Genomic DNA, 15,807 nt, shown 5'->3' on the forward strand with positions numbered 1-15,807 from the left:
CGCAACCGTTGATCGTCCGAGCGGATGAAAAGCGGTGTCGGACAATACGGTTTGACGGCGTTTCAGGAGGTGGGGGCCGTTCCCGCCGGTGCACTCTCCGGAGAACGACCCCCGGAGAAAGGCCCAGGTAACGCCGGTGCCCGCGCTACGCCGCCCACCCAGGAGAGCAGCAGCTCTCACCGTCCTCTCGCTCTGCGCCGGCTACCTCGGGGCCTGGATCCCCGGCGCCGAGGCCGCAGCCGGAGACGGCTCGGTCACCGTCCGGGTGGTCCGGGAGGTGAACGGGAACGGCGCGTACGACAGCGTCCTGGAGCCCGGGATGGCCGGGGTGACGGTCAATCTGACCGACGACGCCGGCACCACGATCAGCGGCACCACCGGGACGAACGGCCAGGTCACCCTGAACGCCGGCACCAGCACGCTGACCGGCGGGAAGTACCGGGTGCAGGTGATCAACCCCAAGCCGGGCGTGCTGTACTCGGCCTTCGCCGACCGCACCGGCCTGTCCGGGGCACCGAACAAGCTGAGCAGCACCGAGGAGTTCGTCGACCTCTCCGGCGGCAAGAACGTCTCCTACACCACGGCCTTCTGGAACCCGGGCGACTACTGCCAGAAGAACGCGCCGCTGGTCACCGCCTGCATCCGCAGCGACATCGCGCCGGTGGACGCCGCCACCACCCGGACCCTGGTGCAGTTCCCCTACAACGCCCGCGGCGTGGACAACCAGACCACCAACCTGGCCACCAAGGCGCAGACCGGTGCGCTGTACGGCATCGGCTACGGCAAGCAGAAGAAGTGGATCTTCAGCGGCGCCCACGCCCACCGCGGCGCCGGCTACGGCCCGTCCGGCCAGGGCGCGATCTACCTGACCGACCGCGCCACCAACACCACCACCCTCTTCACCACCGTCCCGAACGCCGGCACCACGGCCCACGCCTTCGCCACCGACACCGACGTCGGCTTCACCCCGTACGTGGCCAAGGAGTCGCTCGGCGACGTCGAGGTCTCGGAGGACGGCCAGGACCTCTACGTGGTGAACCTGGCGGACCGTCAGCTCTACCGCTACGACGCCACCGCGAAGACCGCGAGCGCCGCCAAGGCCGTCTACCCGATCCCGCAGCCGACAGTCCCGTGCCCGGCGGACGGCGACTGGCGTCCGTACGGCCTCGGCATCCAGGACGGCGTGGTCTACGTCGGCGGCGTCTGCTCCGGCGAGTCGACCCAGCTGAAGTCCGACCTGCGCGCCGTGGTGCGCACCTTCGACCCGGTGGCCGGGACCTTCGGCGCGGTGGTGATGGACGAGAAGCTGGACTTCCCGCGCCCGATCTCCTTCGAGTCGGCGTCCAACTGCAAGGGCGCCTCCTGGTACCCCTGGAACGACCGGATCCCGAACCAGCAGGACGGCAAGAACTGCCCGGCCGGGTACTACGCCAACCCCGAGCCGATGCTGGCCGACATCATCGTCGACACCGACGGCTCGCTGATCCTCGGCTTCCGCGACCGCCTGACCGACCAGCTCGGCCAGGGCCAGGTGATCGCCCCCGGCAGCGGCCTCTACCAGCCGGCCTCCGGCGGCTCGCTCGCCCGGGCCTGCCTCTCCGGCACCACCTTCGTGATGGCCGAGAACGGCGGCTGCGGGAAGACCGGACGGGGCACCAACTACTACTACAACCGCACCTACTGGGAGCACGGCAACGGCATGTTCGCCGGCAACGCGCTCTCCAAGGTCGAGGCGACCATCGCCAGCTCCGCCGTCGACCCGGTCGGCGAGATCTTCTCCGGCGGCACCGCCTTCGCCAACCGCGACGGCTCCGAGAGCCCGCGCGACGCCACCCACGGCAACCGGCTCACCACCACCTTCGGCAAGGGCGGCTCGATGGCCGACCTGGAGGTGCTGTGCGACGAGGCGCCGCTCCAGATCGGCAACCGGGTCTGGTACGACGTCGACAAGGACGGCATCCAGGACCCCGGCGAGAACCCGGTGGTCGGTGCGACCGTCCGGCTCTACGACGCGAGCGGCACGATCGTCGGCACCATGAAGACGACCGCGCGCGGCGAGTACTACTTCGACGACTCCAACGTGGCGGGCGGCCTCAAGCCGAACACCCGGTACACCGTCAAGGTCGACCTGCCCGCCGACTACGCCTCCGGCGGCCCGCTGTTCCAGTGGGTGCCGACCCAGGCCGACGCGGGCAGCAACGACTTCATCGACAGCGACGGCCGGGTGCCGCCCGGCGGCACGTACCCCGAGTACTCCCTCACCACCGGCGGACCGGGCCAGAACAACCACACCTACGACTTCGGCTTCAACCAGCCGACCGGCACGGTCACGGTGACCAAGACCGACCCGGCGGGCAAGGTGCTGCCGGGCGCCGTCTTCCAGCTCTGGCGGGAGAGCAACTCCACGGCCGGGCTGCAGACCGACGGCGCCACCCCGGACACCAAGGTCGGCACCCCCTGCACCACCGGGGCCGACGGCAAGTGCACCGCCGACGTCGGCCTGGGCACCTACTACTGGCAGGAGACCAAGGCCCCCGATGGCTACCTGATGCCGGCTCAGCCGGTCTTCGGGCCGATGACGCTGACCCTGGCCAACTACCAGCAGGGCGGCGCCGTCACGGCCGTCGACCAGCCGATGACCGGCGTGCTGACGGTGACCAAGACCGACCCGGCGGGCAAGGTGCTGCCGGGCGCCGTCTTCCAGCTCTGGAAGGACACCAACGGCACGGCCGGCCTGCAGACCGACACCGACACCAAGGTCGGCGCCCCCTGCACCACCCCCGCCAACGGCCAGTGCACCGCCACCGTCGACCTGGGCACCTACTACTGGCAGGAGACCCAGGCACCCGACGGCTACTCCCTCCCGACCCCGAGCGTCTTCGGCCCGGCCGTGCTGACCTCCGCCAACTACCAGGCGGGCGTCACCACCGTGGCCGTCGACCAGCCGCTGACCGGCGCCGTGACGGTCACCAAGACCGACCCGGCCGGCCAGGTGCTGGCGGGCGCGCAGTTCCAGCTCTGGCGGGAGACCAACGGCACCGCCGGGCTCCAGCAGGACGCGGACACCAAGGTCGGCGCCGTCTGCACCACCCCCGCCGACGGCCGCTGCACCACCACCGTCGAGCTCGGCACCTACTACTGGCAGGAGACCAAGGCCCCCGACGGCTTCCTGATGCCGGCTCAGCCGGTCTTCGGCCCGCTGGTCCTGACCACCGCCAACTACCGGCAGGGCGTCACCGTCACGGCGGTCGACCAGCCGATGACCGGCAGCGTGACGGTCACCAAGACCGACCCGAAGGGTGCGGTGCTGGCCGGGGCCGAGTTCCAGCTCTGGCGCGAGACCAACGGCACCACCGGCCTCCAGCAGGACGCGGACACCAAGGTCGGCACCCCCTGCACCACCCCCGCCAACGGACAGTGCACCGCCACCGTCGGCCTCGGCACCTACTACTGGCAGGAGACCAAGGCACCGGCCGGCTACGAGCTGCCCGCCCAGCCGGTCTTCGGCCCACTCACCCTCACCTCGGCCAACTACACCGCCGGGGTCACCGCCACCGCCGTCGACCAGCCGGTCAAGGGCAGCGTGACGGTCACCAAGACCGACCCGAAGGGCCAGGTGCTGGCCGGAGCCGAGTTCCAGCTCTGGCAGGACACCGACGGCACCACCGGCCTCCAGACCGACACCGACACCAAGATCGGCACCCCCTGCACCACCCCCGCCGACGGCCGCTGCACCGCCACCGTCGAGCTCGGCACCTACTACTGGCAGGAGACCAAGGCACCGGAAGGCTTCCTGCTCCCCTCCCCGGCCGTCTTCGGCCCGCTGGTCCTCGACCTGACGAACTACCAGACCGGCGTCACCACCACGGCGATCGACCAGCCGATGACCGGCGCGGTCACCGTCACCAAGACCGACCCGGACGGCAAGGTGCTGGCCGGCGCCGAGTTTCAGCTCTGGCGCGAGACCAACGGCACCGACGGCCTCCAGCAGGACACCGACACCAAGGTCGGCGCCGTCTGCACCACCCCCACCGACGGCCGCTGCACCACCACCGTCGAGCTCGGCACCTACTACTGGCAGGAGACCAAGGCGCCCGACGGCTTCCTGATGCCCGATCAGCCCGTCTTCGGCCCGCTCACCCTCACCTCCGCCAACTACACCGCCGGGGTCACCGCCACCGCCGTCGACCAGCCCATGACGGGTGTGGTCACCATGGTGAAGACCGACCCCCGGAACAACCTGCTGGCCGGGGCCGAGTTCCAGCTCTGGCAGGACACCAACGGCACGGCCGGGCTCCAGCAGGACACCGACACCAAGGTCGGCACCCCCTGCACCACACCCGCCAACGGGCAGTGCACCGCCACCGTGGGCCTGGGCACCTACTACTGGCAGGAGACCAGGGCCCCCGAGGGCTACGACCTTCCTGCCCAGCCGGTCTTCGGCCCGCTGGTCCTGACCAGCGCCAACTACCAGGCCGGCGTCACCGCGACCGCCGTCAACGAGCCCGTCAAGGGCGAGGTGACGGTCGTCAAGACCGACCCGGCCGGCAACACCCTCGCCGGCGCGCAGTTCCAGCTCTGGCACGAGACCAACGGCACCTCCGGTCTCCAGACCGACGGCGACACCAAGGTCGGCCCGGTCTGCACCACCCCCTCCACCGGCCGGTGCACCACCGCGGTCGAGCTCGGCACCTACTACTGGCAGGAGACGCAGGCCCCCGAGGGCTACGAGCTGCCCGCCCCGGCCGTCTTCGGCCCGCTGGTCCTCGACCTGACGAACTACCAGACCGGCGTCACCACCACGGCCGTCGACCAGCCGATGACCGGCGCCGTCACCGTCACCAAGACCGACCCGGACGGCAAGGTGCTGGCGGGCGCGCAGTTCCAGCTCTGGCGGGAGACCAACGGTACGGACGGCCTCCAGCAGGACACGGACACCAAGGTCGGCGCCGTCTGCACCACCCCCGCCGACGGCCGCTGCACCACCACCGTCGGCCTGGGCACCTACTACTGGCAGGAGACCAAGGCCCCCGACGGCTACGTCCTCCCCGACCCGGCCGTCTTCGGCCCACTCACCCTCACCCCCGCCAACCACCGACAGGGCGTCAGCACCACCGCCGTCGACCAGCCCGTCCGGGGCCTGGTCACGGTGACCAAGACCGACCCCGACGGCAAGGTCCTCACCGGTGCCGTGTTCCGCCTCTGGCGGGAGTCGAACGGCACGGCCGACCTCCAGCGCGAGGGCGGCACCCCGGACCTGGTGCTCGGCGAGCTCTGCCGTACCCCGGCCGACGGCCGCTGCGCCCGGCAGGTGGAGATCGGCACCTACTACTGGGAGGAGACCCAGGCCCCCGACGGCTACCTGCTGCCGGACCGCCCGGTGGCCGGACCGCTGGAGATCACCGCAGCCAACGCCTCGGCCGGCGCCACCCTCACCGTGGTGAACCAGCCGATGACCGGTCAGGTCGGCGTCCTGAAGACCGACCCGAGCGGCACCCCGCTGGGCGGGGCCGAGTTCCAGCTCTGGCAGGACACCAACGGCACCGACGGCCTCCAGCAGGACACCGACACCAAGGTCGGCACCCCCTGCACCACCCCCGCCAACGGCCGCTGCACCACCACCGTCGACCTGGGCACCTACTACTGGCAGGAGACCAAGGCCCCCGACGGCTACCTGCTCCCGGACCCGGCCGTCTTCGGCCCGCTCACCCTCACCCCCGCCAACCACCGACAGGGCGTCAGCACCACCGCCGTCGACCAGCCGGTGACCGGCAAGGTGACGGTCCTCAAGACCGACCCGAGCGGCACCCCGCTGGCCGACGCCGAGTTCCAGCTCTGGCAGGACACCAACGGCACCGACGGCCTCCAGCAGGACACCGACACCAAGGTCGGGACCCCCTGCACCACCCCGCTCGACGGCACCTGCTCGGCCACCGTCGGGATCGGCACCTACTTCTGGGAGGAGACCCGGGCTCCGGCCGGCTACCAGCTCCCGCGACCGGCCGTCTTCGGCCCGCTCGCCATCACCGCCGCCAACCACGCGGCCGGTGCGAGCGTCACCGCCGTCGACCAGCCCCTCCCCGGCGCGGTCAGCGTCCTGAAGACCGATCCGGACGGGAAGCCCCTCCCGGGTGCCGTCTTCCAGCTCTGGCGCGAGGCCAACGGCACCGACGGCCTCCAGCCGGACGGCGACACCAAGGTCGGCGACCCGTGCACCACCCCGGCCGACGGCCGGTGCCTCAGCAACGTCCCGATCGGCACCTACTACTGGCAGGAGAGCAAGGCCCCCGACGGCTACGAGCTCCCGGCCCGACCGGTGTTCGGCCCGCTGGTCCTGACGGTCGCCACCTTCGACCAGGGCGTCAGTGTCACCGCCGTCAACCGCCCGCTCCGGGGCTGGGTCACCGTCCTCAAGACCGACCCGGCCGGCAACGCCCTCGGCAGAGCCGTCTTCCAGCTCTGGCAGGAGACCAACGGCACCCCCGGCCTCCAGCCCGACACCGACACCCGGATCGGCACCCCCTGCAGCACCTCGGCCTCCGGCCAGTGCAGCGCCGAGGTCGGGCTCGGCAGCTACTACTGGGAGGAGACCGCCGCCCCCGTCGGCTACCTGCTGCCGTCCCCCACCGTCTTCGGCCCGCTCACCATCACCAAGGAGAACTACCGAAAGGGCCTCTCCGCCACGGTGGTCAACGAGCCCCGCCCCGGGTACGTCCACCTCCTCAAGCGGGACGGCCGGACGCACGCCGCCCTGGCCGGCGCCGTCTTCCAGCTCTGGCAGGAGACCAACGGCACCGACGGCCTCCAGGCCGACGGGGACACCCGCATCGGCACCCCCTGCACCACCGACCCCGACGGCGGCTGCCACTTCGGCCCGCTGCCCCCCGGCCGCTACTACGCCGAGGAGACCAAGGCCCCCGACGGCTACCGCCTCCCGACCGTGCCGGTCACCGAACTGACCCTCGGCACCGACGGCCCGACCACCTCCACCACCGTGACGGTCGACAACGACCGCATCCCGCCGCCGCCCCCGGAGAAGCCCCGGAAGCCCCTCCCCAAGACCGGCATCCCGACCTTCCTCCTCACCACCACCGCCGCCCTGCTCACCGCAGCCGGCCTGGTGCTCCTGCTGACCCTCCGTCAGCGTCGCCGCAAGGCGTGATCACTGAGCTCCTGAGCTCCTGATCCCTGCGGGGTGGGACCGGCCTCGAAGGCCGGTCCCACCCCGCAGGCATGTCCACGTCCCGGGCCAGGGCGACCCGCTACGCCCACGCGCCGATCCGCACCGGCTCCGGCCGGAGCACGACCCCGGTGGCCGCCTCCACCTGGTGGGCCAAGCGGTCCAGGGCCCGGGCGAAGCCGGTCGCGGTGGCACCGTCGTGGACGGTGAGCGTGAGGGCCCGCCGTGCCGAACAGCGGATGCCCTCCGCGACCGGGCTGCCCGGGCGGTGGCCGACGTGCTCCAGCAGCCAGCCCGCGCTCACCCGCGGCCGACCGTCCGGGTCGGGGTGGACCGGGCAGCCGAGGGCCGACCAGCGGGCCGCAGCCGCAGCGGTGACGGCCGGATTCAGGAAGACCGATCCCGCCTGCCGGGCCTCGGCGCCGTGCCGGTCCCGGAGCAGGCCCCGCCGGTGCCGGTCGGCGAGCACCGCTGCCACCACCTCCTCGACGGACGCCCATGCCCCCGTCCGCAGGCCGGGCCGCACACCGAGGGTCTGCGCCAACGGCCGGTGGACCACCGGGACCGCGCGCGAGCGGGTGAGGCGCAGCGTCACGGTGAGGATCACCCACCGGCCCGGTGCCCGTCTGAACCGGCTGTCCCGGTAGCGGAGTCGGCAGGCCACGGCGGGCAGGGTCCGCAGCAGTCCGGTCTCCCGGTCCCAGGCCGTCAGGCGGTGGAGCACGTCGGAGAGTTGCCGCCCGTACGCGCCGGTGTTCTGCACCGGGGCGGCGCCGACCGTGCCGGGGATGCCGGCCAGGCACTCCACGCCGGCCAGCCCCTCGGCCGCCGCCCAGCCGACCAGGTCGGCGAGCGGGTGCCCGGCCTGCACGGTGACGTCCACCGTCCGGCCCGGTCCCCGGACCGGGGCGATGCCACGGGTGTTCATCAGCAGGACGGTGCCGGGGTGGCCGGCGTCGGCGGCGAGGACGTTGCTGCCGTGGCCCAACACCACCGGGGCCCGGCCGGTGCGACGTTCCAGGCCCCGGAGGGCCTCGTCCCGGTCGGCGGGGTCGGAGAGGGTCAGGACCTCGGCCGCCGGACCACCGAGCCGCAGCGTGGTCAGGGTGGCGAGGGAGCGGCCGGTCACGGTGCACCGCCGTCGACCCGGTGGTCGGCGATCTCCGCCAGGGCCAGGGCCCAGAGCGGGGCCACGGCCGCGCGGTTGTCCCGGTGGTGGTAGACCGCGTTGGTGCACAGGGCCAGGTAGCGGCCGGTGGCCGGGGCGAGGTAGAGGCTGGTGCCGGTGAAACCGTGGTGCAGGCAGACCCCGTCGTCGGTCAGCGCCCACGCCAGACCGCGCCGGTAGCCGGGCTCGATCACCACGCGGGGACGCCTGCTGATCTCCAGCCACGCCTCCAACTCCCCTCCTCTGTCCAGGATTCGAGCGGCGAAGGTGGTGAGATCGGCGGCCGTCCCGAAGACCCCGGCGTGGCCGGCGACCCCGCCGAGCAGCGCCGCGTTGTCGTCGTGCGGGATGCCCCACAGCCAGGGTGCTCCGGCCAACCGACGCTCGGTCGGGGCCACCGCCGCGGAACGGGCGACCGGCCCGTACTGCGTCCGGGTCATCCGCAGGTCCGCCCACAGCCCGGCGGCGAGGTCGTCCAGGCGCCGGCCGTGGAGCTGCGCGAGCGCGAGCCCGAGCAGGATGAACCCCCGGTTCACGTACCGGTGCCCGCCCCCGTCCTCATCCCCGCTCCTGGCGACCAACGGCTCCTCACAGATCAGCCGGACCAGTGGCTCCGCCCGGCCCCGGTAGCGGTCGAGCCTGGTCTGCGGGCTCAGACCGGAGGTGTGGGTGAGGATCGCACCGACCGTCACCCGGCCGCCCGGCGCCCCGGCGGGTACCTCGGGCAGCAGGTCCCGCAGCCGGGTATCCAGGGTCAACTCCCCAGCGGCCAGCGCCCGTCCGATCAGCGGCCAGACCGCCAGCACCTTGGTCAGCGAGGCCAGGTCGTACTGCGTGTCCGACCCCGGACGGGCCCCGCCGCACTCCGGCGCGACCACCCCGGCGGCCAGGAAGCCGGGGGCGGCACCGACCGTCCCGTAGCCGATCACCCCACCCGGGACGGTGCCGTCGGCGGTCAGCCGCTCCAGGCCCTCCCGTAGCCGGACCAGCGCGGCCCCACTCCACGGACGCGTCACGTCACATCCCCTTCGATCGTCAACTCCGCACCCAGCGAGGCGAGTTTGGGCAGCAGATGGCCGTGGCCACGGCGCAGGTGGTAGAGCCCGCGTACGGTCGACGTGCCGTGCGCGGCCAGTGCCGCGATCACCAGCGCACTGACCGCCCGGATGTCCTGGCCGACCACGTCGGCAGCGGTCAGCCGGGACGGCCCGCGTACCGTGATCACCGGACCGGCGGCACCGACGGAGGCACCGAAGGCGATGAGCGCGGGGAGATGGCTGTCCCGCCTCCGGTAGATGCGTTCCTCGATCCGGGAGGTGCCCTCGGCCCGGGCCAGCGCGGCGGTCAACTGCGGTTGCACGTCGGTGGGGAAGCCGGGGTGCGGGCCGGTGGCCAGCCGCACCGCCCGGAGCCCGGCGGGTGCCCGGACCTCCGTCCCGCCGCCTGCCCCGGCCGCGTCACCACCGACGGTGTCGTCGCCGTCGCCGTCGCTCAGGTGGATCCCCGCCGCCGCGAACACCGCGACCAGCCCGGCGGGAAAGGCGCTCACCGGGAAACCGGCCAACCGCACCGAGCCGCCGGTGACCGCCGCCGCCAGCGCCAGGGTGGCGGCCTCCAGCCGGTCCGGCGGCACCGCGAACACCCCGCCCCGGACGTACCCGGTGCCCGTCACCCGCAGTTCCCCGTCGCCCCACTCGACACCCACCCCGGACTGCTCCAACAGCGCTGCGGCGCAGATCACTTCGGGTTCCCGGCTGGGATTGCGGATCACCGAGGTGCCGGGCGCCCTGGCGGCCAGCAGCATGGCCGTGACCGTCGCCCCGAGGCTGGGCCCCCAGCGCCGGGTGGCGGCGTCCACCGCGAACGGCCGCCGCCTGCCGGGCCCGAACCGGGCACGCACCCGGCCCCGGGCCACCTCGACCTCGCAGCCGGCCGCCGTCATCGCCGCCAGGTGACGGTCGATCAGCCGCACGCAGAACGCATCCCCGCCCGGCATCGGGAAGCCGACCCACCCGGCCCGGGCCAGCAGCGCGGCCCCGAGGACGGCGGTGGTCCGGATCCGCCGCCCCGGGCCGGCCGGGATCACCGGATGGGGGTGGCCCGCCGGACGGACGGTGAACTCCCCGGCCCGGACGGTGGTTCGGGCGCCGGTACGGCGCAGGATCTCGGCGCAGACCCCGGTGTCCAGGATCTCCGGCGCACCGGTCAGGGTCAGCGGCTCGTCGGCGAGGGCGCCCACGGCGTAGAGGTGCAGGGCGATGTTCTTGCCGCCCTGCACCGTGACGGTGCCGCGCAGCGGGCGGCCTCCGGTGATCCGCACGGACGGCTCGGTTCCGGACACGGTCACCGCCCCTGGCTTCCGGCCGGTAAGAACCCGCCGACCTGGGTCCTCGGGTGCAGCAGGCTGTGCGCGCCGACCAGTGTGCCGGGTTGCAGCACGGTGCCCGCCGGGACCACCACCCCGTCCCCGATCACCGCACCGAACTTGGTCTGCCCGGTCGCCAGCCGACGACCGTCCAGCCGGACGCAGATCTCCTCGACCGCGGGTTCGGTCACCGGCCCCGAGGTGATCCGCAGGCCGGTGGTGGAGACGAACGCACCGATGTTGACGCCCAGTCCGAGCACCGAGTCGCCGACGAACCCGGCGTGCTTCATCAGTACCCGCCCCACCAGCAGCGACCGGGTCACCTCGGCCCCGAAGCCGATCCGGCAGTCCGGCCCGATCACCGTGTTGTCCCGGACCCGGGCTCCTGCCCCGACCACCGCACCGGCACAGACCAGCACCGGGCCGATGACGGACGCCCCCCGGGCGATCACCGCACCGGGTGCCACGATCACCCGCCCCCGCACCTCGGCCCCCGGTTCGACGGTCCCGGCGGCACCCCCCGGGGACGGGTCCGGCAGGTCGGCGATCAGCTCGGCCGCCGCTGCCTTGAGGCCGAACACGCTCGGACAGGAGCCGAGCAGCTGCCGCACCAGTGGGTCCGTGACCTGCCGGACGTCGACGTAGTAGGACGGGGCGGTCCGGCGGTCCAGCCGGTCCGGGACGGGCGCGTTCTGCTTGGGCACATGGCCTCCAGCCTTGAGGGGAACGGGAGTTGCACCAGTGAACAGCCGATCGACCGCGCCGATCCGCAGGCCCGCTACGAGCCGTCGCCGGGCTACGGCCCGCGCCCGGCCCCGGCCCCGCCTCCGGGGCCACCCCGGGGTCCGCCCCGGGCCCGCAGCCGCACCACGACCCGTGGCCGGGCTACGGGTCGGCCGCAGGGCGGGCTCGGGGCGGGCCCGGACCGGGCTCGGGGCGGGCCTCCGCCAACCGTCCGGCGTCCGGCGTCCGGTCAGACGCCGGGGACGCCGGCCCGGACCGCGAGGTCGCGTACCCCCGGCACCCTCCGGTCGTGCCGCAGCAGACCGGCGGTCAGGTCCCGGACCACGCCCCGCCGGATCTCCTGCGGGGCGGCCTCCTCCGCCGCGAGCAGGGCCTGATGGCACCGCTCGGGCTTGTCCCACTGGTCGAAGGCCCTGGCCAGATCGATGAAGTACCGGGCCCGGCGCTCGGCGCTCGGCAGCGCGGCCGGGTCCACTCCCGCCGCCACCTCCACCGCCCGTCCCGCATCGCCCAGTTCGTAGTGCACGGACAGCTCGTGCAGCACGACCCCCCGGACGCCGTCCACCAGCCCGGAGGCCCGACCGGCCGCAGCCGCGCTGTCGGCCGCCTCCCGGATCAGCGCGTGCGCGTACGCCCGGTCCCCGTTCTTGGCGGCGGTGTAGGCGGCGGTCGCGTACAGGTCCGCCCGGGTGGCCAGCCGGTCCGGCTCCGGCACCGTGGTCTCGCCGAGGAGTTCCTCCGCCGCGCGCACCACGATGTCGGTCGCCCTGACCAGGCTGCCCTGCCGCCGCCAGGCACTGGAGACCATCCGCCGCGCCTCGGCAGTGACCAGCGGGTCTCCACCCGCCCTGGCGGCCGTCAGCGCGCGGTCGGCCGTCACCGCCACCAGGCCGTTGTCACCGAGCTTTATGCAGAGCCGGGCGGCGAGGTTGTACAGCCGCGCGAGAGCGCGGGCCCGCTCCTCGGCCGGGCCGACCGCGCCGGCCACCGCGATCCGCCCCGGCAGGGCCGCCGCCAGCGCGTCGTACCGGGCGGCGCCGAACTCCTGACGGGACCTCAGCAGGTCTTCGGCGACCATCTCCCGGCCCGGCTCCCGCTCCCCCGCCGGCCACCGGACGGCTCCGTAGAGCAGCAGGTCCTCCAGCCCGGCCAGCGGCCAGCCCGCCACACCGCCCGGGTGCTCCGGATCGGCGTGCACCGCGTCCGCCGCCCGCCGAGGCGGGAGCGGGACGAACAGCGCGGCGGCGGCCACCGTCTCGAACGGGCGGCGCCGCCCCTCGCCCTCCACCGTCCCGCCGCCGGCCGGAGCCGTGGAGGCCGGAGCGACGGAGGCCGCCCGCCCACCGCGTGGCCCCCGGGCCCGTACCCTCACCCGCCCCGCCGCCGGCTGCGGCAGCTCCGCCAACTCCTCGAAGCCGCAGCCCAGCACCTCCGCCAACCGCCGGAGCAGCACCAGGTCCTTGACCTGCTGCACGTCCCGCTCGACCGACGACATCCAGTCCTCACTGCGCCGCACCTCGGCCGCCAGTCGGCTCTGCGTCCACCCCAACTCCGCCCGCCGGAGCGCGAGGTACCTGCCGAACGTGCTGCCGCCCACCGCCACTTCGACCCCTGACCGTCCGCGCTCCCCGCACCACGGACCGTCACCGCAGCGAGGTGGACAGTAGCCGATGCCGCAGCCACTCCGGCACAGCTTTCCACCACCCCCCGACCCCCCGGCGCGGGACCACTCCCGAGGGTGAACGGGCCCCACCGAGTGGACACTTGGGACCCTACGATGATCATCTCGGCCCCTCGCCCGCACCGTTCCCGCCGACCGACCGACCCCGGGGGATCGCCTACCGTGAGGGCATGACGATTCGGGTGATCATCCTCAACGGCGGCTCCAGCGCCGGGAAGTCCAGCATCGTGCGGGAGCTCCAGGCCGTCCTGCCGGACCCGTGGCTGGCGTTCGCGATCGACGGGTTCGTGGAGGCCCTGCCCGCCCGGCTGCGGGAGGCCGAGGACGGCATCGTCCTCACCGAGGACGGCGGCGTGGAGGTGGGGGCGGACTTCCGGGTGCTGGAGGCGGCCTGGATGGCCGGGGTGGTGGCGACGGCGCGGGCCGGGGCGCGGGTGGTGGTCGACGACGTCTTCCTCGGCGGGGCCGAGTCCCAGGCGAGCTGGGAGACGGCCCTGGCGGGGACGGACGCGCTCTGGGTCGGGGTCCGCTGCGACCCCGCCGAGGCGACCCGGCGGGAGGCCGCCCGGGGCGACCGGATCGCGGGGATGGCGGCCCGGCAGGCGGCGGTGGTGCACCTCGGCGTGCGGTACGACCTGGAGGTCGACAGCACCCACGCCACCCCGGCGGACTGCGCCCGGGCCATCGCCGCCCACCTGCCGCAGGGCTGACCGGCCGTCAGCCGGCCGGCGGGCCGGCGGGCCGGCGGGCCATCGGATCGCCGGATCGCCGGATCGTCAGTCGGGCCAGGGGTCGGTGGGGAAGCGGGCGGTCAGCGGGCCGCCGGGGGCCGAGCGGTGGATCCAGACCGGGCGGTGGCCGAGCTGGGCCACCGCGGGCGTGACGTAGAGCTGACCGCGCGGCTCGCCGGGCTCACCGGTGTCGTAGGCGGCGGCGAGCACCAGGCGCAGCGCCTGGCAGGCCGCCAGGTCCGGTTCGATCACGGCCGACGGGTCGAGGTGCACGGCGAGGGTGGTGAGGGCCTCCCAGAGCGTGGGGGTGATCCAGCTGACGGGAGCGCCGTCCAGACCGGGGTGGCCTGCGGTGTCGGGGCAGCTCCGGGTGCCGCCGGGGGCGGTGGTGGTATCCATGCCCGGACCGTACGACCGGGGACCGACACCGCGAGCGGCCGGACTGTCACTGTGTCAGGGCATGCTGATGCCAGCAGAGTTGGGCCGCACCGGCGTCCCTGCGCCCGTACGTGCGGGGTGGAAGGCCACCGCACCGGCTCCGCCCCGCGCTCCTGCCGGGGCCCGGCGGGCGGGGCCCCCTTCGCCGGGCCCCGGAGGCCCACGGCACAGAATGGGCACATGACCGTCTTCGCCTGCCGCGCCTGCGGGCACACCCTGACCGAGGACCTCCGCATCACCCGCCGCGCCGCCGACACCGGCAACCCCAAGCGCCGGGGCCGGACCGGCCGCCTGGACGCCCCGCCGTCCGCGATCGAGGGCACCTACCGCGAGGACGCCCACGACGGGGAGCTGCTGCTGCACCCCGACGACGTCCCCGGGACGGTGGAGCACCCGGACGACAGCCGCCTCAACGGCTGCTGCGGGCTCGACGGCCAGGACGGTCCGAACCTGGTCTGCGCGGGCTGCGGCGCCGAGGTCGGCACCCGGCAGTCGGACTGCTGGACGCCGAACCGGGTACTGCTCATCCCGGCCGCACTCCGGAGCCCGACCGGGTGAAGTCGCCGCCGCGCGGGGCGCGTTCGGTTGCCGTGCCAGCTGCCGGGCGTTGAACTGGCGGCCCGGCGGCGAGAGGCGGAGGACGTGCGGGTACGGCGCGGCAGGGCAGTGGTGGTGGCGGCCGCCACGGGGCTGGTGGCCGTGGCGGTGGCCGGTGGGGTGACGGCGCGTCAGCAGGAGCACCCGAGCCGGCCGGTGACCACGGACGAGGCCGGGCGGCTGGCACTGTCCCGACTGACCAGCTACGAGGCCAGCCCGGTGGTGGTCGAGGTGGAGGTGCCGGACGGGGACGCCCGGACCCGGGTGCACGGGCTGGTGGACTACCGGACGGGGCACGCGGTCGGGAGCTACGAGTCCACCGCGGGCGCGACCGGGCTGCTCGCCTGGGACGCCACCGGGCTGGGCGTCGCCCCCGGGCAGCGGCGGACGGTCCCGGAGGCGGTCGGGGCGGCGGCGGGGATGCCGCCGAACGCCTGGTCCGCCCGCGCGTACACCGACGATCCGCTGGACGCAGCGCTACGGGTGGTCATGGTGCTCGGCACCGACCGCCCGGACAACGCCCAACTGCTCGCCCAGTCCGGCGCCCGCTGGCTGCGCACCGAGCGGCTCGCGGACGGCCGGGGCTACGACGTGTTCTCGGGACCGCTGCCGAGGGACCACGCGGGCGGCGAGGCCCGGCTCTCCTACTGGGTGGACGGCGAGGGCAACCTCGGCCGCTTCCGGCTCCGGGTGGACGGCCTGGCCCAGCCCGTGACGGTGGACCTGACGGAGCGTCGGGCGACCCACCAGGTACCGGCCACCCCCTGGGAAGTACCGGGCCGGGGCACCGGCCGGACGCCCGCTCCGTCGAGCGGTCCGACTCCCGGGTAGAGGCAGCCCGGTGGGTGCGTACGACGGCGACCGCCCCACCAGGAGGGACAGCAGCCCCTGACGTCCCGGCAG

General features: G+C 74.2%; 10 protein-coding genes. 4 read left to right on the forward strand and 6 right to left on the reverse strand.

All coding sequences use genetic code 11. The features are described 5' to 3' along the window. The first annotated feature begins 136 nt into the window (after positions 1-136). Positions 137-7,162 carry a SpaA isopeptide-forming pilin-related protein gene (locus tag ACIRBX_RS34140; protein WP_402303352.1) on the forward strand — a complete coding sequence of 2,342 codons (7,026 nt, stop codon included), beginning with the start codon at positions 137-139 and terminating at the stop codon, positions 7,160-7,162. 100 nt (positions 7,163-7,262) lie between these two features. Here the strand turns inward: ACIRBX_RS34140 and ACIRBX_RS34145 are convergent, their stop codons facing one another. The 5 genes from ACIRBX_RS34145 to ACIRBX_RS34165 all read right to left on the reverse strand — a co-directional run bounded on the left by ACIRBX_RS34145 (position 7,263) and on the right by ACIRBX_RS34165 (position 13,054). Further along, positions 7,263-8,309 (reverse strand): UDP-N-acetylmuramate dehydrogenase, encoded by a 1,047-nt coding sequence (locus ACIRBX_RS34145; RefSeq protein WP_402303355.1) that lies wholly within the window; start codon positions 8,307-8,309, stop codon positions 7,263-7,265. After that, complete coding sequence (locus tag ACIRBX_RS34150) at positions 8,306-9,364, reverse strand: serine hydrolase domain-containing protein (RefSeq protein WP_402303356.1); 1,059 nt, start codon at positions 9,362-9,364, stop codon at positions 8,306-8,308. Before ACIRBX_RS34150 ends, ACIRBX_RS34145 begins: the two co-directional genes overlap by 4 nt. Beyond that, entirely contained in the window at positions 9,361-10,689 is a 1,329-nt protein-coding gene (locus tag ACIRBX_RS34155; protein ID WP_402303359.1) for a UDP-N-acetylglucosamine 1-carboxyvinyltransferase, read from the reverse strand. The genes ACIRBX_RS34150 and ACIRBX_RS34155 overlap by 4 nt, the downstream gene beginning before the upstream one ends. A 2-nt stretch (positions 10,690-10,691) precedes the next feature. Beyond that, positions 10,692-11,417, reverse strand: coding sequence for a hypothetical protein (locus ACIRBX_RS34160; RefSeq protein WP_402303360.1), 726 nt, complete (start codon positions 11,415-11,417; stop codon positions 10,692-10,694). Between the two features lie 269 nt (positions 11,418-11,686). Continuing rightward, complete coding sequence (locus ACIRBX_RS34165; protein WP_402303362.1) at positions 11,687-13,054, reverse strand: helix-turn-helix transcriptional regulator; 1,368 nt, start codon at positions 13,052-13,054, stop codon at positions 11,687-11,689. 254 nt (positions 13,055-13,308) lie between these two features. Here ACIRBX_RS34165 and cpt point away from each other — a divergent pair, with 254 nt between their 5' ends. Then, positions 13,309-13,848: a chloramphenicol phosphotransferase CPT gene (gene cpt / locus ACIRBX_RS34170; protein ID WP_402303365.1), complete on the forward strand. Its 540-nt coding sequence runs from the start codon at positions 13,309-13,311 to the stop codon at positions 13,846-13,848. A gap of 66 nt (positions 13,849-13,914) precedes the next feature. On the opposite strand, the gene ACIRBX_RS34175 is transcribed toward cpt, so the two are convergent. Further along, positions 13,915-14,268: a hypothetical protein gene (locus ACIRBX_RS34175; protein WP_402303368.1), complete on the reverse strand. Its 354-nt coding sequence runs from the start codon at positions 14,266-14,268 to the stop codon at positions 13,915-13,917. A gap of 219 nt (positions 14,269-14,487) precedes the next feature. Here ACIRBX_RS34175 and ACIRBX_RS34180 point away from each other — a divergent pair, with 219 nt between their 5' ends. Both ACIRBX_RS34180 and ACIRBX_RS34185 read left to right on the forward strand, forming a co-directional pair. Then, complete coding sequence (locus tag ACIRBX_RS34180; protein ID WP_402303370.1) at positions 14,488-14,865, forward strand: hypothetical protein; 378 nt, start codon at positions 14,488-14,490, stop codon at positions 14,863-14,865. A gap of 114 nt (positions 14,866-14,979) precedes the next feature. Continuing rightward, positions 14,980-15,735: a hypothetical protein gene (locus ACIRBX_RS34185; RefSeq protein ID WP_402303372.1), complete on the forward strand. Its 756-nt coding sequence runs from the start codon at positions 14,980-14,982 to the stop codon at positions 15,733-15,735. Positions 15,736-15,807 lie beyond the last annotated feature (72 nt).

The organism is Kitasatospora sp. NPDC096147, from assembly GCF_044763225.1.
Taxonomy (GTDB): Bacteria; Actinomycetota; Actinomycetes; order Streptomycetales; family Streptomycetaceae; genus Kitasatospora.